This is a genomic window from Variovorax sp. Root434, from assembly GCF_001426595.1.
Lineage (GTDB): Bacteria > Pseudomonadota > Gammaproteobacteria > Burkholderiales > Burkholderiaceae_C > Variovorax.
This window is the reverse complement of record NZ_LMEK01000022.1, coordinates 408,205-432,050: the sequence shown is the minus strand read 5'-3', so window position 1 is coordinate 432,050 and position 23,846 is coordinate 408,205. Positions and strand designations below refer to the sequence as shown.

General features: G+C 67.6%; 24 protein-coding genes. 17 read left to right on the top strand and 7 right to left on the bottom strand.

Features of this window, described 5'->3' with window-relative positions:
- The first annotated feature begins 93 nt into the window (after positions 1-93).
- On the top strand, positions 94-405 hold the full coding sequence (locus tag ASD05_RS19505) for a hypothetical protein (protein ID WP_056595778.1): 312 nt from the start codon (positions 94-96) through the stop codon (positions 403-405).
- Positions 406-420: 15 nt separating this feature from the next.
- Here ASD05_RS19505 and ASD05_RS19500 read toward each other — a convergent pair whose 3' ends face one another.
- Positions 421-1,098, bottom strand: coding sequence for a TetR/AcrR family transcriptional regulator (locus ASD05_RS19500; RefSeq protein ID WP_157609054.1), 678 nt, complete (start codon positions 1,096-1,098; stop codon positions 421-423).
- 150 nt (positions 1,099-1,248) lie between these two features.
- On the opposite strand from ASD05_RS19500, the gene ASD05_RS19495 reads away from it, so the two are divergent.
- Positions 1,249-2,319 (top strand): asparaginase, encoded by a 1,071-nt coding sequence (locus tag ASD05_RS19495; protein WP_056595776.1) that lies wholly within the window; start codon positions 1,249-1,251, stop codon positions 2,317-2,319.
- An 85-nt stretch (positions 2,320-2,404) separates the two neighbouring features.
- On the opposite strand, the gene ASD05_RS19490 is transcribed toward ASD05_RS19495, so the two are convergent.
- Entirely contained in the window at positions 2,405-3,217 is an 813-nt protein-coding gene (locus ASD05_RS19490; RefSeq protein ID WP_056595773.1) for a phosphatase PAP2 family protein, read from the bottom strand.
- A 171-nt stretch (positions 3,218-3,388) separates the two neighbouring features.
- Here ASD05_RS19490 and glyQ point away from each other — a divergent pair, with 171 nt between their 5' ends.
- The 8 genes from glyQ (at position 3,389) to ASD05_RS19450 (ending at position 10,323) form a co-directional block, all read left to right on the top strand.
- On the top strand, positions 3,389-4,297 hold the full coding sequence (gene glyQ / locus ASD05_RS19485; protein WP_056595769.1) for a glycine--tRNA ligase subunit alpha: 909 nt from the start codon (positions 3,389-3,391) through the stop codon (positions 4,295-4,297).
- A gap of 25 nt (positions 4,298-4,322) precedes the next feature.
- Positions 4,323-4,874 carry a metal-dependent hydrolase gene (locus ASD05_RS19480; RefSeq protein ID WP_056595765.1) on the top strand — a complete coding sequence of 184 codons (552 nt, stop codon included), beginning with the start codon at positions 4,323-4,325 and terminating at the stop codon, positions 4,872-4,874.
- 95 nt (positions 4,875-4,969) lie between these two features.
- A complete protein-coding gene (glyS, locus tag ASD05_RS19475) occupies positions 4,970-7,102 on the top strand; it encodes a glycine--tRNA ligase subunit beta (protein WP_056595763.1) in 2,133 nt (710 codons plus the stop codon).
- Between the two features lie 25 nt (positions 7,103-7,127).
- The gene (locus ASD05_RS19470; RefSeq protein ID WP_056595760.1) at positions 7,128-7,457 is read left to right on the top strand and encodes a hypothetical protein; all 330 of its coding nucleotides are present in this window, start codon (positions 7,128-7,130) and stop codon (positions 7,455-7,457) included.
- Positions 7,447-7,980, top strand: a complete 534-nt coding sequence (locus ASD05_RS19465; protein WP_157610169.1) for a DUF6036 family nucleotidyltransferase — start codon at positions 7,447-7,449, stop codon at positions 7,978-7,980. Before ASD05_RS19470 ends, ASD05_RS19465 begins: the two co-directional genes overlap by 11 nt.
- Positions 7,977-8,555, top strand: coding sequence for a D-glycero-beta-D-manno-heptose 1,7-bisphosphate 7-phosphatase (gmhB, locus tag ASD05_RS19460; RefSeq protein WP_056595754.1), 579 nt, complete (start codon positions 7,977-7,979; stop codon positions 8,553-8,555). Before ASD05_RS19465 ends, gmhB begins: the two co-directional genes overlap by 4 nt.
- On the top strand, positions 8,555-9,322 hold the full coding sequence (locus ASD05_RS19455) for a lysophospholipid acyltransferase family protein (RefSeq protein ID WP_056595751.1): 768 nt from the start codon (positions 8,555-8,557) through the stop codon (positions 9,320-9,322). The genes gmhB and ASD05_RS19455 overlap by 1 nt, the downstream gene beginning before the upstream one ends.
- Positions 9,323-9,339: 17 nt before the next feature.
- Positions 9,340-10,323 (top strand): M48 family metallopeptidase, encoded by a 984-nt coding sequence (locus ASD05_RS19450; RefSeq protein ID WP_235508036.1) that lies wholly within the window; start codon positions 9,340-9,342, stop codon positions 10,321-10,323.
- An 18-nt stretch (positions 10,324-10,341) separates the two neighbouring features.
- Here the strand turns inward: ASD05_RS19450 and ASD05_RS19445 are convergent, their stop codons facing one another.
- The 4 genes from ASD05_RS19445 to ASD05_RS19430 form a co-directional block, all read right to left on the bottom strand.
- Positions 10,342-11,112, bottom strand: a complete 771-nt coding sequence (locus tag ASD05_RS19445) for an SDR family oxidoreductase (RefSeq protein ID WP_056595744.1) — start codon at positions 11,110-11,112, stop codon at positions 10,342-10,344.
- Positions 11,113-11,187: 75 nt separating this feature from the next.
- Positions 11,188-12,108, bottom strand: a complete 921-nt coding sequence (locus ASD05_RS19440) for a pseudouridine synthase (RefSeq protein ID WP_056595741.1) — start codon at positions 12,106-12,108, stop codon at positions 11,188-11,190.
- Positions 12,105-13,409 (bottom strand): leucine-rich repeat-containing protein kinase family protein, encoded by a 1,305-nt coding sequence (locus ASD05_RS19435; RefSeq protein WP_056595738.1) that lies wholly within the window; start codon positions 13,407-13,409, stop codon positions 12,105-12,107. The genes ASD05_RS19440 and ASD05_RS19435 overlap by 4 nt, the downstream gene beginning before the upstream one ends.
- Before the next feature lie 9 nt (positions 13,410-13,418).
- Complete coding sequence (locus tag ASD05_RS19430; RefSeq protein ID WP_007836164.1) at positions 13,419-14,489, bottom strand: MBL fold metallo-hydrolase; 1,071 nt, start codon at positions 14,487-14,489, stop codon at positions 13,419-13,421.
- Between the two features lie 107 nt (positions 14,490-14,596).
- On the opposite strand from ASD05_RS19430, the gene ASD05_RS19425 reads away from it, so the two are divergent.
- The 7 genes from ASD05_RS19425 (at position 14,597) to iaaH (ending at position 23,027) form a co-directional block, all read left to right on the top strand.
- A complete protein-coding gene (locus ASD05_RS19425; protein WP_056595736.1) occupies positions 14,597-15,016 on the top strand; it encodes a MerR family transcriptional regulator in 420 nt (139 codons plus the stop codon).
- Between the two features lie 27 nt (positions 15,017-15,043).
- On the top strand, positions 15,044-15,832 hold the full coding sequence (can, locus tag ASD05_RS19420) for a carbonate dehydratase (RefSeq protein ID WP_056595733.1): 789 nt from the start codon (positions 15,044-15,046) through the stop codon (positions 15,830-15,832).
- Positions 15,833-15,861: 29 nt separating this feature from the next.
- Positions 15,862-17,682: a bifunctional isocitrate dehydrogenase kinase/phosphatase gene (gene aceK / locus ASD05_RS19415; RefSeq protein ID WP_056595730.1), complete on the top strand. Its 1,821-nt coding sequence runs from the start codon at positions 15,862-15,864 to the stop codon at positions 17,680-17,682.
- Between the two features lie 46 nt (positions 17,683-17,728).
- Entirely contained in the window at positions 17,729-18,913 is a 1,185-nt protein-coding gene (locus ASD05_RS19410; protein WP_056595727.1) for an acetyl-CoA C-acyltransferase, read from the top strand.
- A gap of 88 nt (positions 18,914-19,001) precedes the next feature.
- The gene (locus tag ASD05_RS19405) at positions 19,002-20,249 is read left to right on the top strand and encodes a glutamate carboxypeptidase (protein WP_056595724.1); all 1,248 of its coding nucleotides are present in this window, start codon (positions 19,002-19,004) and stop codon (positions 20,247-20,249) included.
- 36 nt (positions 20,250-20,285) lie between these two features.
- Complete coding sequence (locus tag ASD05_RS19400; protein WP_056595722.1) at positions 20,286-21,416, top strand: acyl-CoA dehydrogenase family protein; 1,131 nt, start codon at positions 20,286-20,288, stop codon at positions 21,414-21,416.
- A 90-nt stretch (positions 21,417-21,506) separates the two neighbouring features.
- Positions 21,507-23,027, top strand: coding sequence for an indoleacetamide hydrolase (gene iaaH, locus ASD05_RS19395; RefSeq protein ID WP_200955460.1), 1,521 nt, complete (start codon positions 21,507-21,509; stop codon positions 23,025-23,027).
- Between the two features lie 10 nt (positions 23,028-23,037).
- On the opposite strand, the gene ASD05_RS19390 is transcribed toward iaaH, so the two are convergent.
- Positions 23,038-23,787 carry a helix-turn-helix transcriptional regulator gene (locus tag ASD05_RS19390; RefSeq protein ID WP_056595719.1) on the bottom strand — a complete coding sequence of 250 codons (750 nt, stop codon included), beginning with the start codon at positions 23,785-23,787 and terminating at the stop codon, positions 23,038-23,040.
- Between the last annotated feature and the right edge of the window lie 59 nt (positions 23,788-23,846).

The window sequence follows — 23,846 nt, the reverse complement described above, 5'->3', positions numbered from 1 at the left end:
CCGGCCTATATTTCTCCCCGTTGCTGCCGATATCCGGAGATCGGGCGCCCATGCAGCGCCCGACCCCCATGTTCTTAGGAGGGATCGGGCCTTATGACGGGAAGCTGGCTTCACTCGGGGCGCGGCGCGCTGGCCGCTTTGCTGCTCGCGCCGATGCTGTGCGTGGCTGACAACGGCTCTGGGAGCAATGCCGCGACTGCGCGGTTGCGCATCACCGTGACCGTACCGCCCGTGTTCCGCGTACTGCAGGTCACGCCGACCGCCGAGGGCTACCAATACCGCGTCTGGACCAACATGAAGTCGATCATGCTCGGCGGGCGCGAGTACCGTTTTTCCAACCTCGGTGAGAACACGCTGAGCCTGCACAACCCGGCGGCAGGCGCGTGGATTGTTCACGGGCTGTAGAAATGGGCGGTCCGCTCAGCCCTCGATGCCGCAACCGTTCAACACGAAGGCCACGAGTTCCCGCGCGATCGGCTCGCGATCGATCGGCGCGTCGGGCGGCAGGCCGAGCATCACGCGCGTCTGGATCGCGTAGTCGGCATAGCTCTGGGTCATGGCCCAGATGTGCATCAGCAGGATGCGCGCGTCGAGCGGGCGCATCTGCCCGCGCGCAATCCAGCCGTTGATCACGTCGATCTTCTTCTGCGTCCAGGCCCGTGCGTTGGGCCAGTAGCGGTCCAGGTTGCGGCCGCCATCGAGGATCTCGCGCGTGAAGATGCGCGACATCTCGGGGCTGTCGAAGGCGTGGTCGAGCTTCTTGCGGATGTAGCCCCCGAGCACCGTGGCCGGGTCGCTCGCGTCCTCGAAGGAGAACACCACCTTCCACGCATGCAGCACCTGCATCAGCAGCTCTTCGTAGAGTTCTTCCTTGCCGGCGATGTAGTAGTGAAGCTGGGGCTTGGTGAGGCCGGCGCGCGCCGCGATGGCCTGGGTCGAGGTGCCTTTCAGCCCGTGCAGGCTGAACTCGGTGACCGCCGCGGCGCGGATCGCCGCCATGATGCGTTCGCGCCCGGGCCGCGCGCGCGACAGCGGGCCGTCGGGGGCGGGCATTTCCTGGGCGGTCGAAACGGGGAGGGCGGCTGGATCGGCGGTCATGGTGGCGGGAAGGCGCGGTGCGCGCGGCCGATGGTAATCCCTCGCGCATGACCACATGCCATGCCGGCATGAACGCGCAGGGCATGCGGGCACGATTCATGTATCTTCCTCGCCGCCTCGAAAGATTCCACTTCAACACAGGAGTTCTCCATGTACCTTTCCCCCCGTTTCCGTGCCTTCGCGGCCGGCGCCGCAATGCTGGCGGCCAGCGCGCTCGCGCAGGCGCAGCAGGCATTGCCCAACGTGGTGATCCTCGCCACCGGCGGCACCATCGCCGGGGCCGGCGCCTCGGCCGTCAACAGCGCCACGTACGCGGCCGCCAAGGTCGGCGTCGAGAAGCTGATCGCCGGCCTGCCGGAGCTCTCCAAGGTGGCGAACGTGCGCGGCGAACAGGTGTTCCAGGTCGCATCGGAAAGCCTCACCAACGACAACCTGCTGACGCTGGCCAAGCGCGTGTCGGCACTGTCGAAGCAAGCCGACGTGGACGGCATCGTCATCACGCACGGCACCGACACGCTCGAAGAAACCGCCTACTTCCTGACGCTGACGGTCCATACCAGCAAGCCGATCATCGTGGTCGGCTCGATGCGTCCGGGCACGGCGCTGTCGGCCGACGGCGCGCTCAACCTGTACAACGCGGTGAACGTGGCGGGCAGCAAGGACGCGATGGGCAAGGGCGTGCTGGTGACGATGAACGACAACATCGACACCGGCCGTGACGTGAGCAAGAACGTCAACATCAAGACCAACGCCTTCTCCAGCCAGTGGGGTCCGCTGGGCATGATCGTCGAGGGCAGGAACTACTGGTTCCGCGCACCGGTCAAGCGCCACACCATGAACTCGGAGTTCGACATCGACAGCATCAACGCGCTGCCGCCGGTCGAGATCGCGATGGGCTACGAAGGCGTGTCGTCGGTGGCCATCGACGCGATCGCCAAGAGCGGCGCCAAGGCGCTGATCCACGGCGGTACGGGCAATGGCTCGGTGGCCGACCGCATCGTGCCGAACCTGCAGAAGGCGCGCGCCGACGGCGTGATCGTGATCCGCAGCGCCCGTGTGCCCGACGGCTTCGTGATCCGCAATGCCGAGCAGCCCGACGACAAGTACGACTGGGTGGTGGCGCACGACCTGCGTCCGCAGAAGGCCCGCATCCTGGCAATGGTCGCGCTGACCAAGACCAGCAACACCAAGGAACTGCAGCGCATCTTCTGGGAGTACTGATCTCTCCCCAGGGCGCGTTCGGTGCCTTGGCTGAATCGGGCCGCAGCGGTGAAAGCCGCTGCGGCCTTTTCGTTGGCGGGTCCGCTCAGCGCGGGCCGCGATGGTGCCGCGCGTACTCGATGCTCGCGATGCAGATTGCCAGCCACGCGCCGCCCGAGCACAGCCCTGCGAGCACGTCGCTCGGGAAGTGCGCCCGCACGAAGATTCGGCTGCAGGCCACGGTGATCACCACCGCCGTCGCCGCCATCACCGACGGCACCCGCCAGCGCGGCGACAGCATGCGCAGCCCGAGGTAGCCCAGCATGCCGTAGAGCACCATCGCGCCCGAGCTGTGGCCGCTCGGAAAGGAATAGCCCGACACCTGCGCAACGCCGAAGTCGTGCACCGGCCGCGTGCGCTCGAAGATGAGCTTGAGCGTGTGGTTCAGCCCTGCGTTGCCGACGACGGCCGCGACCCAGCCGACTGCGAAGCCGCGGTGCTCGCGTAGCCACAGCGCCACCGCCACGACGGTGCACAGCAGCACCGCGACGATCGGGTCGCCCACGTGGGTGAGCCACGAGAACATTTCCCGCACGCCCGCCGGTGTGTACGTGCCCACGGCGCGGCTGATCGTCTCATCGAGCAGGCCCATCGGCCGGCCATTGCCGAGGCCTTCCGCCACTTCGGCGAACATCCAGGCCAGAGCGACCACCGACGCCGCGCCGATGGCCAGCCCGCCGAACAGCAGGCCCGTGCCCGGTTCGGGCTGTGCCGCATGCCGGCGCCGCAGGTGCTCGAAGCCCCACGCCGCGAGGCCTGCTGCCACGGTCAGCACCGCCAGAAGAACCAGGAATCCGGGCCAGGCCTGGGCGCCGAGGCGCTCTCCCAAGGCGATCAATGCGGCATCTTCAACGGACATGGGCGGGGCGGGCGAACGGCAGGCGCAGGCGAATCACGGCGTGTCGGCAGGGGTTTCAAAGGGGAGGTCGAGCATAGCGGGCCGTTCCTGACCGCCCACTGCCTCGTAAAATAGCCGGTTCGTTGCGCCGCGGGTCCTTCTCCCGCCGGGCGGCCGCCTTCACGCAGAGCCATGCTGACCTTCCAACAAATCATTCTCAAACTGCAGTCGTACTGGGCCGACAAGGGCTGCGCGCTGCTGCAACCGTACGACATGGAAGTGGGCGCGGGCACCTCGCACACCGCCACCTTCCTGCGCGCGCTCGGCCCCGAACCCTGGAAGGCCGCCTACGTGCAGCCCAGCCGCCGCCCCAAGGACGGCCGCTACGGCGAGAACCCCAACCGCCTGCAGCACTACTATCAGTACCAGGTGGTGCTCAAGCCAGCACCCAGCAACATCCTCGAGCTCTACCTCGGCAGCCTCGAAGCGCTGGGCTTCGACCTGAAGAAGAACGACATCCGCTTCGTGGAAGACGACTGGGAGAACCCCACGCTCGGCGCCTGGGGCCTGGGCTGGGAGGTGTGGCTCAACGGCATGGAGGTGACGCAGTTCACCTACTTCCAGCAGGTCGGCGGCATCGACTGCAAGCCCATCACCGGCGAAATCACCTACGGCCTGGAGCGCCTGGCGATGTACCTGCAGGGCGTGGACAACGTCTACAACCTCACGTGGACGGATGGCCTGAGCTACGGCGACGTCTACAAGCAGAACGAGGTCGAGCAGTCGACCTACAACTTCGAGCACAGCGACGCCGAGTTCCTGTTCACTGCCTTCGCCGCGCACGAGAAGCAGGCCAAGAACCTCATGACCGAGCAGCTCGCGCTGCCGGCCTACGAGCAGGTGCTCAAGGCTGCGCACAGCTTCAACCTGCTGGACGCGCGCGGCGCCATCAGCGTGACCGAGCGCGCCGCCTACATCGGCCGCATCCGCAACCTCGCGCGCGCCGTCGCGCAGAGCTACTACGACAGCCGCGAGCGCCTGGGCTTCCCGATGGCGCCTCGCGAATGGGTCGCGCAGATTCCTCCGAAGAAGGCTGCCTGAAGCAGCTTCGCGCACCTCCTTTCCCATGCCCACCGTCTTCACCCACGTCGCCGTTCCCGTCTGCGCAGCCATTGCGCTGGGCACGCGGCGCGTGCCGGTGTCGGCGCTGCTCGCGGGCATGCTCGCGTCCATCGTGCCCGACTTCGACGGCCTGGCCTTCAAGCTCGGCATCGCCTACGGCGGCATGGCGGGCCACCGCGGCTTCACGCACACGCTGGTGTTCGCGCTGCTGTTGGGCCTTGCGGGCTGGTGGCTCGCGCCGCGCTGGGGCATGCGCCGGGCGGCGGGCTGGGCGTGGATTGCGCTGTGCACCGTGTCGCATCCGCTGCTGGACATGCTGACCAACGGCGGCATCGGCATCGCCTTCTTCTGGCCGTTCAGCGACGTGCGCTATTTCAGCCCGTGGCGGCCCATCGAGGTGTCGCCGATCGCCCTGAAGAAGTTCTTCTCGCCGCGCGGCGCGCAGGTGCTGTTCAACGAGATGGCCACCGTGTGGGCGCCGCTGCTGGCGACCGCGGTGCTCGCGCTGGTTGCGCGTCGTTCCGTGGAGCGGCGCCACGGCGCCGTTGCCGCATGAATTCGGTCTTTTCTTCTTTCCCCTCCACGGTGCCGCTTCGCTGCGTGCCCGTGACCGGTGCCGCTCGCGGCCCATTTCCAACAACGCTCTGAGCCATGTCGTCTGCCAGCCTTCTTGTCGAACTGTTTGTCGAGGAATTGCCGCCCAAGGCGCTGAAGAAGCTCGGTGATGCCTTTGCCGGCGTGCTGCGCGACCAGCTCGTGGCGCAAGGGCTCGCCGCATCCGGCGCCGTGCTCACCGCCTATGCCTCGCCGCGCCGCCTGGCTGCGCACCTCACGCACGTTGCCGAGCGCGCCGCCGACAAGGCCGTGTCGCAAAAGCTCATGCCTGTGGCCGTGGGCCTCGATGCCTCGGGCCAGCCCACGCCCGCGCTGCTCAAGCGCCTGGGCGCATTGGGCGCCGATGCTTCCGCCGTGCCCGGCCTGAAGCGCGCCATGGACGGCAAGGCCGAAGCCCTGTTCTACGAAAGCACCGCCAAGGGCGCCACGCTGGCCGAAGGCCTGCAGAAGGCGCTGGCCGAAGCCATTGCCAGGTTGCCGATTCCCAAGGTCATGAGCTACCAGCTCGAAGAAGGCAGCGAGCTGCCCGGCTGGACCAGCGTGAGCTTCGTGCGCCCGGCGCACGGCCTCGTCGCGCTGCACGGCGACACCGTGGTGGCCATCGAGGCGCTGGGCCTGAAGGCCGGCCGCGAGACGCACGGCCATCGCTTCGAGGCGGCGGTCGATCCGGTCGTGCTGCGCGATGCCAACAGCTATGCGCTGCAGATGCAGGAAGACGGCGCCGTCATCGCGAGCTTCGAGGCGCGCCGCGCCGAAATCGCGCGCCAGCTGGCTGCTGCGGCAGTGGAGGTCGGCGGCGGCTCGGTGCCGATCCACGACGACGCGCTGCTCGACGAAGTGACCGCGCTGGTCGAGCGCCCCAACGTGCTGGTCTGCAGCTTCGAGCGCGAGTTCCTCGAAGTGCCGCAGGAATGCCTGATCCTCACGATGAAGGCCAACCAGAAATACTTTCCGCTGCTCGATGCGTCGAGCAAGCTCACCAACAAGTTCCTGGTGGTCAGCAACATCAGCCCCGACGATGCGAGCGCGGTCGTCGAAGGCAACGAGCGCGTCGTGCGCCCGCGCTTGGCCGACGCCAAGTTCTTCTTCGACCAGGACCGCAAGAAGTCGTTGGCCTCGCGCGTCGAGTCGTTGGGCAAGGTGGTTTATCACAACAAGCTCGGCACGCAGGGCGAGCGCGTGCAGCGCGTGATGCACATCGCGCGCGGCATCGCAGAGAAGCTCGGCGATGTATCGCTGGCCGCGCACGCCACGCAGGCCGCTCAACTCGCCAAGGCCGATCTCGTGACCGACATGGTCGGCGAGTTCCCCGAGCTGCAGGGCACCATGGGCCGCTACTACGCGCTGCACGACGGCCTGGACGCCTCGGTGGCCGACGCCATCGAAGACCACTACAAGCCGCGCTTCGCCGGCGACGAGCTGCCGCGCAACAGCGTGGGCCTCGTGGTCGCGCTGGCCGACAAGCTCGAGACGCTGGTCGGCATGTTCGGCATCGGCAACCTGCCCACCGGCGACCGCGACCCGTTCGCGCTGCGCCGCCATGCGCTGGGCGTGCTGCGCATGCTGATCGAGAAAGACCTTGCGCTGGGGCTCGACGCCCTGCTGCAGGACGCCGCCGCGCAGTTCAAGGCCATCGACGGTTTCGACGGCGGCAAGGCCACGGTCGAGCTGCAGGACTTCATCCTCGACCGCCTCGCCGGCAGCCTGCGCGAGCAGGGCGCCAGCGCGCAGGAAGTCGATGCCGTGCTGGCACCGCGCCCGCAGCGCTTGGGCGAAGTGCCCAAGCTGCTGGCCGCTGTGCGCGCTTTTGCCGCCTTGCCCGCCGCCGCCGCGCTGGCCGCCGCGAACAAGCGCATCGGCAACATCCTCAAGAAGGCCCCCGAGGCCGACGCGCATGTCAGCGAACTGCTGCTGCACGAGCCGGCCGAGAAGGCGCTGCATGCGGCCATGGCGCAGGTCGTGCCCGCCGCCAACGCGCAATTCGAGGCCGGCGACTACACCGCCTCGCTGCAGACGCTGGCCGCGCTGCGCGAGCCGGTCGACGCCTTCTTCGACGGCGTGATGGTCAACGCCGAGCAGGCCGACCTGCGGCTCAACCGGCTGGGGCTGCTGATGTCGCTGCACGCCGCAATGAACCGCGTGGCGCAGCTCGAGCGGCTGGCTGTTTGAGTTCCCGCGCTCGATAATTCACGCCATGAACCGGCAGCAACAGATCGACGATTTCCTGCTTCAGGCGCATCGCCTGGCGGTGTCGCGGCTGCGTGCCGATCCCGGCCGAATTGCGGATGTCTCGGCCACGCTCGAGCGGTGGCAGACGCAAGCCGGCGCCACGCACTCCGACGCCTACTGGAACGAGTGGCGCGCCATGTTGGCGGCTGGTGTCGATGCCATCGAAGCCGCCACCTGCGGCACCGATGATCACGCCGCGGCGCTGCGCAATGTGTCTCCCGTCGGCGTCCTCATGACGCAGCGCGAACGCGGCGAACTCCTGCGTGCGGCGCGGCAAGGCGCACATGCAGCGTAGCGAAGCGGAGCATGTGCTGCGCGCAGCGGCTGCCATTGCGCAGGAGCAGTCGTTTGTCGTGATCGGCAGCCAGGCCTTGCTGTTCCTGCTGCAGGATGCGCCCGCCAGCCTGCTGGTGTCGCGCGAGCTCGATCTCTATCCCGCGCTGCACCCCGAAAAGTCCGACCTGATCGACGGTGCCATCGGTGCGCTGTCGAGCTTCGACGACACCTTCGGTTACCACGCCGACGGCGTGGGCCCCGAAACGGCGGTGATGCCGGCCGACTGGATGCAGCGCGCCAGCCTTCACTATGTCGGCGACCTGACGGTGGTCTGCCCTGAACTGCACGATCTGGCGTTGTCCAAATGCGTGGCGGGCCGCGACAAGGACGCCGATTTCGTTCGTGAACTGCTCCGGCTCGACCTGGTGTCCCCGGTCACCTTGCAAGCGCGCGCCGCATTGCTGGACGCAGCGAAGTACCCGGTGGCACATCTGGGCGACTGGATCGAACGGCGCCGCATCGAAGCGGGAAAGACACCATGAAACTCGTCATCCTCGACCGCAACGGCACGATCAACGTGCACCGCGAAGACTTCGTGAAGAGCGACATCGAGTGGACGCCGCTGCCTGGTGCGCTCGAGGCCGTGGCGCGGCTCAATCATGCGGGCTGGCACGTGGTGGTGGCTTCCAACCAGTCGGGCCTGGGCCGTGGCCTGTTCGACATGGCCTCGCTCAATGCCATGCACGCCAAGATGCACAAGATGCTCGCGGCGGTGGGCGGCAAGGTCGATGCGGTGTTCTATTGCCCGCACAGCCCCGACGAGGACTGCGACTGCCGCAAGCCCAAGCCTGGCCTGTTCCTGCAGATCGGCGACCGCTACGGCATCGACCTCAAGGGCATCCCGACCTGCGGCGACAGCCTGCGCGACCTGCAGGCGGGTGCGGCCGCCGGCTGCGAGCCGCACCTGCTGCTCACGGGCATGGGGGCGGCCTGCCGCGGCATCGATCCGCTGCCTGCCGAATATCCGGCGAACACGTTGGTCCACGACGATCTCGCCGCTTTTGTCGATTTCTTGCTTGCGCGCGAAGCGCGGGCCGTACTGCAGGTGACTGTCTGATGGCGTTTTTTCGTTCCGTTCTCCACGCGCTGTGGATGCTCGTCACCGTGATCCCGTGGGGCATCATCATGTGCGTCAGCTCGCTGTGGAAGCGCGGCATTCCGCTCTACTGGATGGCGGAACGCTGGCTCGGCTGGGCCATCGGCGGCGCGCGCGTGCTGCTGGGCATCAAGACCCGCGTGAGCGGCATGGAAAACCTGCCGACTGACAAGCTTGCGGGCGCGGTGCTGCTGGTGAAGCACCAGTCCACGCTCGAGACCTTCCTGATGCCCACGCTGATGCCGCACCCGCTGGCCTACGTGTTCAAGAAGGAGCTGATCTACGTGCCCTTCTTCGGCTGGGCGATGGCGCGGCTGGACATGATCCACATCGACCGCAGCCAGCGCGCGCAAGCCTTCAACAAGGTGGTGAACCAGGGCCGCAAGCTGCTTGCGCAGGGCATCTGGATCATCATGTTTCCCGAGGGCACGCGCATCCCGCGCGGGCAGAAGGGCACCTACAAGAGTGGCGGCACGCGGCTCGCCTGCGAGACCGGCGTACCGGTGATTCCCGTTGCGGTGACTTCGGCCAAGGTGTGGCCGCGCAAGGCCTTCATCAAGCGCCCGGGCGTGGTCGACGTGTCCATCGGCCCGGCCATTCCGAGCGTGGGCCGCAAGCCCGACGAGCTGATGCGCGAGGTCGAGGCCTGGATCGAGGCCGAGATGCGCCGCCTCGACCCTGAGGCTTATGTCGACAGCCCGCAGTCTGCGCAAGAAGCGGTGAGCTGAGGAACAGAGAGCCCGGCATGGGAGGACTGCTTCAGTTCACGATGGACCTGTTCGAGGGGCTGGGCAGCGAGTTCGCGTCGCCGGCACCCGCCCCGGCGCGGCCGCGCAGGGCGAAGAAGCCGAAGCCTGCGGTACCGCCAGCGACCCTTCTTGCTCCTCCTGCCATGGCGCCTTCGACGCTGGACGATGAGCACGCCGTGCCAGCGCCGCCGGCGGTTCCGCTTGCCGAGACGCTGGCGCTCGCGAACTTCGCGCACCCTCAAGCCACCCGCGAGGTGGTGCTCGGCTCTGCGCGCGTGGCCTATGAATTCAAGCGCGGCAAGCGCAAGACCATCGGCTTTCTCGTCGGTGCCGAAGGCCTGTCGGTGCGCGCGCCGCGCTGGGTGGCGCTGCGCGATGTCGATGTGGCCATCCGCGAGAAGTCCGACTGGATCCTGCGCAAGCTCGCTGAAACGCAGCAGCGTCATGCGCGGGTCGAAGCCACGCGCATCGAGTGGAGGGACGGGGCCGGGTTTCCGTTCCTCGGCGAGCCGGTGGTGATCCAGCTCGACCCGAAGCACGGCTTCGCCAGCGTCGGCGGCACGCTCGATGCCGGTGACGGCACGGAGCCGCGCATCCTGCGGCTGGCGGTGGCGCAGAACGCTGCGCCTTCGCAGATCCGCGATGCGGCACAGGCCTGGCTCATGCGGCAGGCGCGGCGCCTGTTCATCGAGCGGCTCGATCATTTCGCGCCGCTGCTTGGCGTGCGCTGGCAGAAGCTGTCGCTGTCGAACGCGGCCACGCGCTGGGGCAGCGCAAGCGCGGACGGGTCGATCCGGCTCAACTGGCGGCTCATTCATTTCCGCATGCCCGTGATCGACTACGTGGTCGCGCACGAACTGGCCCACCTGCGCGTGATGGACCATTCGCACCGCTTCTGGGAAACGGTCGGGAGCGTGATGCCTGACTACGACCTGCTGCGCCAGCAGCTCAAGGACGAAGCGGTTCCCCGCTGGTCCTGAGGCATTTCTTGGGCGCGCTCAGCGCGCGTGCGTAACGCCTCCGTCCACCACCAGCGTCGACCCCATCACATAGTCCCCAGCCCGAGAGGCAAGGTAGATGGCCGCGCCCGCCATGTCTTCCGGCGTGCCGATGCGCCCCGCGGGGATGCGGCCCTTGACCTCGTCCCCGTGGTCGCGAGCGTCCTTGTTCATGTCGGAGGCGAATGCGCCGGGTGCAATCGCACTCACCGCGATGCGGTCCTGCGCCAGCCGCAACGCCATGCGGCGCGTCAGCTGGATCAGCCCCGCCTTGCTCGCCGCATAGGAGTACGTCTCCTGCGGATTCACGGAAATCCCGTCGATCGATGCGATGTTGATCACCTTCGCCAGGCGATCCGTGGCCGCCTTCTTCAACATCGGCGTCAACGCCTTCGTCAGGAAGAACGGCGTCTTCAGGTTCAGGTCCACCACCTTGTCCCAGCCGCTCTCGGGAAACTCTTCATACGGCGCGCCCCAGGCGGCCCCGGCGTTGTTCACCAGGATGTCCAGCGAGCCTTCGTGCTTCGCATAGGCATCGACCAGCGCCTGCGCACCCTCGAGCGTCGACACGTCCGCCGGCAGCGACACGCAATGTCCGAAGGCCGACAGCTCCTTCGCCGTCTGGTCGCAGGCCGCGGCCTTGCGCGCCGAGATGTACACGCGCGCGCCCTGGGCCAGGTAGCCCTCGGCGATCATGCGGCCGATGCCGCGCGAGCCGCCGGTGATCAGCGCCGTGCGGCCCTTCAGCGAGAAGAGTTGGGTGGTGTCCATGGTGCGGGTGTCTCCTGAATGAATGAGCGATCGGGTCCAGGAAACGAGCTTAGTGCGCGCCGCGCCGCGCGGGCGTCACCTCGGTGTCAGCGTCAGGCTTCGGGGGCTCGTGAAGCTGCGCAGGTCGCCGCTCACCGGGTCGAGGAACGCGACCGACCTCGCCAGCAGCTGCAAGGGCTTGCCGAAGTCGTCGGCGCCTTCGGGCAGCAGCACGGGATAGATCGGATCGTTCACGATCGGCATGCCCAGCGCCATGCAGTGCACGCGCAACTGGTGCTTGCGGCCCGTCACGGGCGAGAGCTTCAGCAGCGCGCGGCCGTCGCGCACCTCTTGCACCTCGATGCGGGTTTCGGAGTTGGGCTCGCCGGGTTCTTCGCGCACGCGCATGAAGTGGTCGTCGTCGACCAGCCGGCTGCGGTAAGTGGCGGGCACCGACGAAACGCCTTCGCGCCACGGCACCACGGCTTCGTAGTGCTTGGCGATGCGGCGCTCCGGAAACATCTGCTGGTAGGCGCCGCGCGTGGCGGGCCGCACCGAGAACAGCACCAGCCCCGAGGTGCTGCGGTCGATGCGGTGCAGCGGCACGAGGTCGTCGAGCGCCAGCTTGCGCTTGAGCCGCACCAGCAGGCTCTCCTGCAGGTATTTGCCGGTGGGCGTGACGGGTACGAAGGGGGGCTTGTCGACCACCAGCAGTTCGTCGTCCCGGAATACGACCTGCTCTTCGAACGGGATGCGCGCTTCGTTGTCGAGCGTGCGGTAGTAGTACACGCGCAGCGGCGATTGATAACGGCGCACCACCGTCACGGGCACGCCGTGCTCGTCGATGACGTCGTTCGCCTCGATGCGTTCGAGCCACGCTTCGCGCGTGATCGCGGGAAAGCGCTCGATCAGGAATTCGGCAATGGTCGGCCAGTGGCCGTGGACCAGGCCCACACAGCTCGGTCCGACGCCGTCGCGCGTGGGCAGCGGCAATTGGGGCGGTCGGCGCCGGGTCATTGCGGCGGTGCTCGCCGCAGCACGGACAGGGCTTCGGCGAACGAAGGCCTCGACGCCGCGTCGGGCTGCAGGCAGCGGTCTTTCAACGTCGACACGGCCTGCGGCGGTGCGTCGTTGCAGCGTTCGAGCAGCTCTTCCAGCAGGCAGCCGAAGGCGCGCATCTCCAGGCCTTGGAACGCACGCGCCTGCGCTGCATCGAGCGCGCCCGTCATCCACGCCGCGCCGAAGTCGCCGAGCCGGCCGCCATCTTCCGGATGCCAGAGGATGTTGTGCGCATAGAGATCGCCGTGAAGAATTCCTTGCGCATGCAGATGCTGCATGGCCGACGCGATGTCGCGTGCGATGCGCAGCGCCACGGCGGATGTCCACGTCGCTTCTTCGGCATAGACATCGCGCGTACACGACGCAAGGCTCGGCGGCCCGGCGAGCGTGGCGAACGATGGATCGACCAGCGCCATCACCAGGCCTTCGATGCCTTCGGGATGGCCGTCAATGCGGCTCTGCGCGGCAATCAGCGTGGGATGCACGCCAGCGGCGATGCAGGCGGCCATCTCGCTGTGCGGCCAGCCGTCGCTGGTGACCGCGCCCTTGAAGAGCTTGACCGCCGCCGGCTGCGATGTGCCTAGCGTGGCTTGATGGATCACGCCCGAGGCGCCTTCGCCGAGCTTTTTGCCCAGCGCCAGTTCACGCCAGTCGACGTGCGGCACCGATTGCGCGGTGATTGCTGCGTCCTCGGCCTGCGTGTCGAAGGGGTTGCCCGCGCAGGCGAGCCACGACAGGCGCGGCAGCGAAGGCAGCCATGCGGGCAGCGTCTCGAAGCGGTTGGCCGAGATGCGCAGCAGTTCGAGCTGCCCGAGGCTGGCCATCGAGGGCGGCAGCGCGCGCAGGCGGTTGCCCGCGAGCATCAGCTTCTGCATTCGCGTGCAGTTGCCGAGCGAATCGGGCAGTTCATCGATTTGATTGTCCGTGAGGATCAGCCAGCGCAGCGAGGGCGGCAGCGAGGCCGACGGCACGGTGCGGATCCGGTTGGCCTTGAAGCCGACGATGTCGAGGCCATGGCACTGGCCGATGGCTTCAGGCAGCGTGGTGAACCGGTTGTCCGAGCAGAACAGCACGCGCAGCCTGTGCAGCCGGTGGAGGTCGTCGGGAAGCGTGTCGAGTGCATTGCCCGACAGGTTCAGCACCTCGAGCGAATCGGCGAGTTCGAAGATCTCTCGCGGGAACTCGGTGAGTCCGCTCGAGAGATCGATTCTTCTTGCGCCTGCCAGCCGGCCCGCGCGCAGCTGAGCCAGCGTGTCCATCCGGCGAGTCTAAGCCGTCGCGGCCTTGGGTCCGAAGCGGTAGATGCCGTCTTTGCCGAGTTCGCGCTTCACCTGGCCAGCGAACCACAGCAGGTGCAGGTGGGCCACCGTTTCGCCCATGGCGAAGGTCATCTGGTGCAGGTCGAGTTCGCGCTTGAACAGGATCGGCAGGCCTTCGGCAGCGGTCAGGGCGCGCGCCGTGCAGGCTTCGAGCAATTCGGCCAGCCGGTCGCGGTGGTGCTCCTGCAGCTGGTCGACGCGGCGGTGGATGCCGCGGAACGGCTTGCCGTGCGAGGGCAGGCCCAGCGTGTCGGCCGGCAGCGCCTTGAACTTGTCGATGCTGTCGAGAAACAGGCGCAGCGAGTTCGCCTCGGGCTCGCCCGCGTGCACGCTCACGTTGGTGGAAATGCGCGGCAGCATCATGTCGCCGCCCAGCAGCAGCTTGAGTTCGTCGCAGTACAGCGCGATGTGCTCGGGCGCATGTCCGTAGCCGCTGATGCAGCGCCAGGCGTGGCCGCCGATCACGACGTCGTCGCCGTCGAGCATGCGAACGAAGCGGTCGGGCACCGAGGGCACCATGTTCGCGTAGTAGTTGGTGCGTGCGCGGATCTTGGCGAGCGACTCGGCGTCGGTCAGGCCGTGTGAGCCGAAGAAGGCCGCGGCCGCGTCGCCGCCCGCCAGGGTGTCGCCATTGGTGCTGAGCACGCGGGCCACGTGGTAGTCGGTGGAACTGATCCACAGAGGCGCGTTCCAGCGCGAGCAGAGCCACTCGGCCAGGCCGATGTGGTCGGGGTGCATGTGGGTGACGATGACGCGCAGGATCGGCATGCCCTGCAGCTGCGTCTCGAAAATCTGCTCCCACTGCGCGCGCGCTTCGTCGTGCGCGATGCAGCAGTCGACCACTGTCCAGCCCTCGACGCCGTCGAGGCTGTCGCGCAGCAGCCAGAGGTTGATGTGGTCGAGCGCGAAGGGCAGCCGCATGCGGATCCAGCGCACGCCGGGCGCCACTTCCAGGGCTTCGCCGGGCTCAGGGAGCGTGTCGCCGAGGGGGTAGTGGAGTTCGCGTTCGAGGAGGTTCATGTAAGATTGACGTTTACGTAAACGTCATAGGTTGGTGGCACCATTGTAGGGATCGCCGCGCAAACCTGCTGTCGCCCCCGTAACGCCCTTTCGCCACCACCGCCGCCATGCCTGCGCAAACCTTCACCATCAGCCAGCTCGCGAAGGAGTTCGATCTCACGACGCGGGCCATCCGCTTCTACGAGGACATGGGCCTGCTCACGCCCGAGCGCGCCGGCCTGCAGCGCGTGTACAGCGCGCGCGACCGGGCGCGGCTCACGCTCACGCTGCGCGCCAAGCGCCTCGGGCTGAGCCTGACGGAGGCGAAGGAAATCCTCGACATGTACGACAGCCCGCGCGACACCGTGCCGCAGCTGGAAAGATTCCTCGGCGTGCTGGGCACCCACCGGGCCCAGCTCGAAGCGCAGCTGACCGAATTGCAGGCCAACCTCGCAGAGGTGCGAGAGCACGAGAAAAAGGGACGGGCCACCCTGGCCAAGGCACAAAAGGCGAACAAGGCGGTCAAGCCCGCGGAAGCCAAGGCCTGAAACACGACTCATCGACAATAGCCGACTATGCCCGACAACACCGATAACCTCGACGATCTCTTTGCCCACAACCGTGCCTGGTCCGCGCAGATGGAGCGCGACCGGCCCGGTTTCTTCACCAGCCTGGTCAAGCAGCAGACGCCGCGCTACATGTGGATCGGCTGTTCCGACAGCCGCGTGCCTGCCAACCAGATCACCGGCCTGGAGCCGGGCGAAGTGTTCGTGCACCGCAACGTGGCCAACATCGTGGTGCACTCCGACCTCAACGCGCTCTCGGCGATCCAGTTCGCGGTCGAGCACCTGAAGGTCGAGCACATCATGGTCGTGGGCCACTACGGCTGCGCCGGCGTGAAGGCCGCACTCAGCGGCGCGCGCATCGGCCTGGCCGACAACTGGATCCGCCACATCCAGGACGTGCGCGACCGCCACGCCGTGATGCTCGAGAGCCTGCCCGAAGATGCACGCGTCGACGCGCTGTGCGAACTCAACGTCGCCGAGCAGGTGGTCAACGTGGCCGTCAGCACCGTCATGGTCGACGCCTGGGCGCGCGGCCAGAAGGTCCGCATCCACGGCTGGACCTTCGGCGTGCACGACGGCCTGCTGCAGGACCTCGGCCTGAGCGTCGACGGCGCCAAGCCGCTCGATGCAGTCTACAAGGCCGCGGTGCAGCGCATCCGCTACAAGTGGAGCAAGCCCGGCGAAGTGATCCAGTCGCTGACGCTGCAAGGCACTCAGGTGAACCAGGCAGTGCAGGAGGCGCAGGCCATGACGCCGCAGCCCGAGGCCGACGGCACGGCCGACCCCGCCGTGGCCTGAACGGCCGTCCTCCATCGGCTCGCGTCGCCATGTTTCCGCAGCGCCTCGATTCGCCGCTGGCCTATGACATCGCGAAGGCGATGATGGACGGCTTCAACCGGCACTACCGGTTGTTCCGCGCCGAATCGGCGCGCGCCAAGCATCGTTTCGAAACCGCCGACTGGCACGGCCAGCAGCGCGCGCAGCGCGAGCGCATCGAGTTCTACGACCTGCGCGTGAGCGAAGCCGTGGCCCGGCTCGAAAAGGAGTTCAAGGCCGGCGAACAGCCGATGGACGTTTGGCACCAGGTCAAGCTGCACTACATCGGCCTGCTGGTGGACCACCACCAGCCCGAGCTGGCCGAGACCTTCTTCAACTCGGTGACCACGAAGATCCTGCACCGCGCGTACTTCCAGAACGACTTCATCTTCGTGCGCCCGGCCATCAGCACCGAGTACATCGAGCCGCGCGGCGCGCCAACCTACCGCCCGTACTACCCCAAGCCCGACACGCTGGCCGACACCATCGAGCAGATGCTCGACGACTTCGCGCTGCTCGGCAGCTATGCCAACAAGCGGCGCGATGCGCAGCGCGTGGCGCACGTCATCCTGAACCGCTTCCACCAGGTCAAGCTGCGCGCCAACTTCCAGCTGCAGGTGCTGTCGGGCCTGTTCTTTCGCAACAAGGGCGCGTACGTGGTCGGAAAGATCATGAACGGCTTCACCGAGATTGCGTTCTCGCTGCCGATCCTGCACGACAGCCACGGCAAGTTCTACATCGACGCAGCGCTGTTCGGCGAGGACGACATGCAGATGCTGTTCAGCTTTGCACGCGCCTACTTCATGGTCGACATGGAAGTGCCCTCGGCCTGGGTGCAGTTCCTGCGCTCGCTCATGCCACGCAAGCCGCGCGCCGAGATATACAACGCGCTCGGCCTCGCCAAGCAGGGCAAGACGCTGTTCTACCGCGACTTCCTCTCGCACCTGAACTATTCGAGCGACCGCTTCCGCATCGCGCCGGGCATCAAGGGCATGGTCATGCTGGTGTTCGACCTGCCCTCGTTCCCGTTCGTGTTCAAGGTCATCAAGGACTTCTATCCGCCGCAGAAGGACACCACGCGCGAGCAGATCAAGGGCAAGTACCTGCTCGTGAAGCAGCACGACCGCGTGGGCCGCATGGCCGACACGCTGGAGTACAGCGACGTGGGTTTTCCGCTCGACCGCTTCGAGCCCGAGCTGATCGAGGAGATTAGGAAGTTCGCGCCCAGCCAGCTCGAGCTCGGCGACCGCGACAGCAACGGGGAAATGGAAGTCGTGCTCAAGCACGTCTACATCGAGCGGCGCATGATCCCGCTGAACATCTACCTGCAGGAAGCCTTCGACACGCTGGCCAGCCCCGAAAGCCCGGCACACGCCAAGCGCGCGAAGGACCAGCTCGAGCGCGCCGTGATCGAGTACGGCAACGCCATCAAGGACATGGTCGCCGCGAACATCTTCCCGGGCGACATGCTGTGGAAGAACTTCGGCGTCACGCGCGGCGGCAAGGTCGTGTTCTACGACTACGACGAGATCGAATACGTCACCGACTGCAAGTTCCGCAAGGTGCCCACACCGCGCAACGAAGAGGACGAGATGAGCGGCGAGGTCTGGTACTCGGTGGGCCCGAAGGACGTGTTCCCCGAAACCTTCGAACCCTTCCTGCTCGGCAACGACGACGTGCGCGCCGCCTTCATGGCGCACCACGCCGACCTGCTCGACGCCGCCTTCTGGCAGCACCACAAGGAACGCATCCAGGCCGGGCAGATGCTCGACGTGTTTCCGTACGAAGAGTCGCAACGCTTCCAGCACGAGGGGCACGCGACGCATTTTTGACCGATCGTTTTTCGATTCCGCTTTCACATACCTGAAGGAGAACTCCATGTCCGAATCCATCGTCATCGTCGGCGCCGCCCGCACCCCCATGGGCAGCTTCCAGGGCGACTTCTCTTCCCTTGCCGCGCACGACCTCGGCGGCGCCGCCATCAAGGCGGCCGTCGAGCGCGCCGGCATTGCCCCGGACAGCGTGGGCGAAGTGCTGTTCGGCAACTGCCTGATGGCCGGCCAGGGCCAGGCGCCGGCGCGTCAGGCAGCCTACAAGGGCGGCCTGCCCGACAGCGCGGGCGCCGTCACGCTCAGCAAGATGTGCGGCTCGGCCATGAAGGCCGCGATGCTCGCGCACGACCTGCTGCTCGCTGGCACGCACGACGTGATGATCGCGGGCGGCATGGAAAGCATGACCAACGCGCCCTACCTCATGCTCAAGGGCCGCGGCGGCTACCGCATGGGCCACGACCGCATCTTCGACCACATGATGCTCGACGGCCTCGAGGACGCCTACCAGCCGGGCCGCTCGATGGGCACCTTCGGCGAAGACTGCGCGGCCAAATACAAGTTCACGCGCGAGCAGCAGGACGCGTTTGCCATCGCCAGCGTCGAGCGCGCCAAGAAGGCGACCGACACGGGCCTCTTCAAGGGCGAGATCGCGCCCGTCACGGTCAAGGGCCGCGGCGGCGACACGGTGATCTCCATCGACGAAGGCCCGGGCAAGGTCAAGCTCGACAAGATCCCCACGCTCAAGCCCGCGTTCAAGAAGGAGAACGGCACCATCACCGCCGCATCGAGCTCGTCGATCAACGACGGCGCCGCCGCGCTGGTGATGATGACCGAGTCGCATGCGAAGAAGATCGGCGCGAAGCCCATCGCCCGCCTCGTCGGCCATGCCACGCACGCGCAGCAGCCCGAGTGGTTCTCCACCGCACCCGTCGGCGCGGTCGCCAAGCTCTTCAAGAAGACCGGCTGGACCGTGAAGGACGTGGACCTCTGGGAAGTGAACGAAGCCTTCGCCGTGGTGCCGATGGCGCTGATGCACGAGCTGGACGTGTCGCACGAGATCGTCAACGTGAACGGCGGCGCCTGCGCGCTGGGCCACCCGATCGGCGCCAGCGGCGCGCGCATCATGGTCACGCTGATCCATGCGCTGAAGGCGCGCGGCAAGAAGCGCGGCGTGGCCACGCTGTGCATCGGCGGCGGCGAAGGCACGGCCGTGGCACTCGAATTGCTATAAGGGCAACGGCCGGCAAGCGCCCGGGGGACGGGCGCTTGCCGGCTTTCTCGTTCGGATACTTCAAACAATGCGTAGAGCAGGAGATTTCATGCGCCCATCCATCCACCGTACCGCCATTGCCGCTGTGCTGGCCACCGCTTTCGTGGCGAGCGCCGCCTGGGCGCAGAAGCGCGACAACGTGCTGTTCCAGGCCGCCACCGACGAGCAGCCCGCGGTGATCAAGACGCTGGAGAAGCTCGTCAACATCGAGACCGGCACCGGTGATGCAGAGGGCATCGCCGCCGCCGGCAACTACCTCGAGGGCGAACTCAAGAACCTGGGCTTCACGGTCACGCGCAGCAAGTCGGCCGGCCTCGTGGTGGGCGACAACATCGTCGGCAAGCTCAAGGGCCGCGGCGGCAAGAACCTGCTGCTGATGTCGCACATGGACACCGTGTACCTGAAGGGCACGCTCGCGAAGGCGCCGTTCAAGATCGAAGGCGACAAGGCCTACGGCCCCGGCATCGCCGACGACAAGGGCGGCAACGCCGTCATCCTGCACACGCTCAGGCTGCTGAAGGACTATGGCGTGCGCGATTACGGCACCATCACCGTGCTGTTCAACACCGACGAGGAAAAGGGCTCCTTCGGTTCGCGCGACCTGATCCAGGAAGAAGCCAAGCTGGCCGACTACGTGCTGTCCTTCGAACCCACCAGCGCCGGCGACGAGAAGCTCTCGCTCGGCACCTCGGGCATCGCGTACGTTCAGGTCAACATCGCCGGCAAGGCCTCGCACGCCGGCGCCGCGCCCGAGCTGGGCGTGAACGCGCTGGTCGAGGCCTCCGACCTCGTGCTGCGCACGATGAACATCGACGACAAGGCGAAGAACCTGCGCTTCAACTGGACCATCGCCAAGGCCGGCAACGTATCGAACATCATTCCGGCCAGCGCCACGCTGAACGCCGACGTGCGCTATGCGCGCAACGAAGACTTCGACGCCGCCATGAAGACGCTGGAAGAGCGCGCGCAGCAGAAGAAGCTGCCCGAGGCCGACGTCAAGGTGATCGTCACGCGCGGCCGTCCGGCCTTCAACGCGGGCGAAGGCGGCAAGAAGCTGGTCGACAAGGCCGTGGGCTTCTACAAGGAAGCGGGCGGCAACCTCGGCGTGGAAGAGCGCACCGGTGGCGGCACCGACGCGGCCTATGCGGCGCTGTCGGGCAAGCCGGTGATCGAAAGCCTGGGCCTGCCGGGCTTCGGCTACCACAGCGACAAGGCCGAGTACGTGGACATCAGCGCCATTCCGCGCCGTCTGTACATGGCTGCGCGCCTGATCATGGACCTGGGCGCCGGCAAGTAAGCGCGACTCGAAAAAAGACAGACAGGAGACAACGCCATGCTGCTCAGCGCAGACCAGGAAGCCATCCGCGACGCGGTGCGCGACTTCTCGCAAGCCGAACTCTGGCCCAACGCCCCGAAATGGGACCGCGAGCACAGCTTTCCCAAGGAGGCTCACCAAGGCCTTGCGGCACTGGGTGCTTACGGTATCTGCGTGCCCGAGGACCATGGCGGCGCGGGCCTCGACTACCTCACGCTCGCGCTGGTGCTGGAAGAAATCGCGGCCGGCGACGGCGGCACCAGCACCGCCATCAGCGTGACCAACTGCCCGGTCAACGCGATCCTCATGCGCTATGGCAATGCGCAGCAGAAAAAGCAGTGGCTCGAGCCGCTCGCGCAGGGCCAGATGCTCGGCGCCTTCTGCCTGACCGAGCCGCAGGCCGGCAGCGACGCATCGAGCCTGCGCACCACGGCGCGCAAGGACGGCGATGCGTACGTGATCGACGGCGTGAAGCAGTTCATCACCAGCGGCAAGAACGGCCAGGTCGCCATCGTCATCGCGGTGACCGACAAGGGCGCGGGCAAGCGCGGCATGAGCGCCTTTATCGTGCCGACCGACGCACCGGGCTACAACGTCGCGCGGCTGGAAGACAAGCTGGGCCAGCACAGCAGCGACACCGCGCAGATCAACTTCGACGGCTGCCGTATTCCGCGCGAGAACCTGATCGGCGCCGAGGGCGAGGGCTACAAGATCGCGCTCGGCGCGCTCGAGGGCGGGCGCATCGGCATCGCCGCGCAGAGCGTGGGCATGGCACGCAGCGCCTTCGACGTGGCGCTGGCCTATGCCAAGGAGCGCCAGGCCTTCGGCGGCTCGATCTTCGACCAGCAGGCCGTGGGCTTTCGCCTGGCCGAATGCGCAACGCAGCTCGAAGCCGCGCGCCAGCTGATCTGGCATGCCGCGAGCCTGCGCGATGCGGGGCGGCCCTGCCTGAAGGAAGCGGCCATGGCCAAGCTGTTCGCGAGCGAGATGGCCGAGCGCGTGTGCAGCGCCGCCATCCAGACGCTGGGCGGCTACGGCTACGTGAACGACTTCCCGCTCGAGCGCATCTACCGCGACGTGCGCGTGTGCCAGATCTACGAAGGTACGTCGGACATCCAGAAGCTGTTGATCCAACGCGCGCTCGCGTGAGCGACGCCGCCTGTCTGTCATCGGTTTGGATGACAGACAGGCGCCGCGCGCCGGCGCACCATGGCTGCCTCTTTCACGGAGTGCCTTGCCATGACTACTGCCACCCCCGTCTCCCGCGCCGCATGGCTCGCGGCATTGCCGCTCGCCGCTGCGCTCGGCCCCTGCGCCAATGCCCAGCCCGCCGTCCCCGATATCGCCACGCTGACCGCGACCGAAGCCGTGCGGCAGTTGTGCGCCGGCACCGTCACCAGCGAGCAATTGGTGTCGGCCTACCTCACTCAGGCCAAGGCCAAGGCGAACCTCAACGCCTTCGTCACGCTCGACGAAGCCGGCGCCATGGCGGCCGCGCGCGCCGCCGATGCACTGCGCAAGCGCGGCGGCGCCTGCACGCCGCTGGCCGGGCTGCCGGTGGCCATCAAGGACAACATCCAGGTGCGGGGCCTGCCCGCGACAGCCGGCACGCCCGCGCTCAAGCGCTTCGTGCCGACCGCCGACGCGCCGGTGGTCGCCAGGCTGCGCGCGGCCGGCGCCGTCGTGCTCGGCAAGACGAACATGCACGAGCTGGCCTTCGGCGTCACTGGCTACAACCCCGCGTTCCAGACCGGCCCCGAGGTGGGCGTGCGCAATGCCTACGACCCGAGCCGCATCGCGGGCGGCTCGTCGTCGGGCAATGGCGCCGCGCTGGGCGCGCGCATGGCGCCGGCGGCGCTGGGTACCGACACGGGCGGGTCGGTGCGCATTCCGTGCGCGTTCAACGGCTGCGCGTCGCTGCGCCCCACGGTGGGGCGCTATCCGCAGCAGGGCATTGCGCCGATCTCGCACACACGCGACACCGCGGGGCCGATGGCGCAGTCGATGGCCGACGTGGCGCTGCTCGACAGCATCATTGCCGGCGGCGCTCCGCTGAAGCCCGCCGATCTGAAGCGCGTGCGGCTCGGCGTGGTGCCCGCCTTCCAGGCCGGCCTCGACACCGACACGCGCGCCGCGACCGACGCCGCTTTTGCGAAACTGCGCGCGGCCGGCGCCACGCTGGTGGACGTGGACATGCCGGGGCTGATGGAGCTCAACGGCGCGGTCGGCTTCCCGCTCGCGCTCTACGAGGCGTACGACGACATGGCGGCCTACCTCGCGAAGTACCGCACGGGCATCGACATTGCGCAGCTCACAGCCGGCATTGCGAGCCCCGACGTCAAGGGCACTTTCGAGGCCTTCGTTGTCCCGCGCAAGCTGCCCTCCGCCAACGGCGTGGTCGACGCCAGGCCGGCCTACGAGCACGCGATGCGCGTCGCTCGGCCCGCGCTACGCAAGCTCTACCGCGACACCTTCGCGAAGCACAGGCTCGATGCGCTGGTGTTCCCGACGGTGCCCAGTGTGGCGCTGGCCGCGGCGCCCGAAGCCAGCAGCCCCGAGAACTTCGGCGCGCTGATCCGGAACACCGACCCCGGCAGCAACGCCGGCATTCCGGGCGTGCAGCTGCCCTTCGGCCTTGGCGCCACCAGCGGCCTGCCCGTGGGTCTGGAGCTGGACGGGCCGGCCGGCAGCGACCGCAGGCTGCTGGCCGTGGGCCTCGCGGTGGAAAAAGTACTGGGCCGCCTGCCGGCGCCGAAGTAAGCGCGCCGCGTCAGCGCGCGGGCGGCACCGCCCAGCCTGCCAGCGCCGAGCGGCGCTCGATACCCAGCTTGTCGAAGATGCGCCGCAGGTAGGTCCGCACGGTGGGCACGCCCACTGCGAGGCGACGCGCGATCTCCTTGTCGGTGAGCCCTTCGCGCACGCAGCGGGCCACCTCCTGCTCGCGCGCGCTGAGCAAAGTCCATGCGGCGGGCGCGGGCACTGCCGCGGCCGAAGCCGCCGCGCGCTGCGCCCGCTGGAGGGCGCCCGCGAACGCCGGCTCGATCAGGTCCAGCAGCGCCTTCTCGTGGTCGCCGAAATCGCCGCGGCACTTGCGGCGCCAGATGCGCAGGTCGCCCAGCGCGCGCCCGCCCTCGAAGGCGTGCAGGTTCATGCCCCAGTGCAGCCCGTCGCGCGCGAGAAAGTCGTTGAAGAAGGGGGTGCGCATCAGTTCGCGCTGCGGCATCACCTCCGTCACGCGCGTGGCGCGGCGGCGCGACTGCAGCACGAAGGTGATCGGGTCGTGGTGCTGATGCCACTGCGCGTAGCGGTCGAGGTTGGCAGGATCCATGTGCAGCGCCACGCGCGCGTCGAAGTTGCCGCTCCCGGCATCCCATACGAAGGAGGCGAACTGGTCCGCGTGCAGCAAGTCGAGCAGGGCCCGGCCCAGGCGCTCGCGGATCTCCTGCTCGCCGTGGTCGTCTTCCGCCAGCAGCGCGAAAACGCCGCGCAGGGCGTGCTGTTCAGTGCCTGTGAGGTACATCGCCGGCTTTCTCGATGGGGTCGTTGAACGCTAGCGTCCAGCAAGCACCGCGCCAAGGG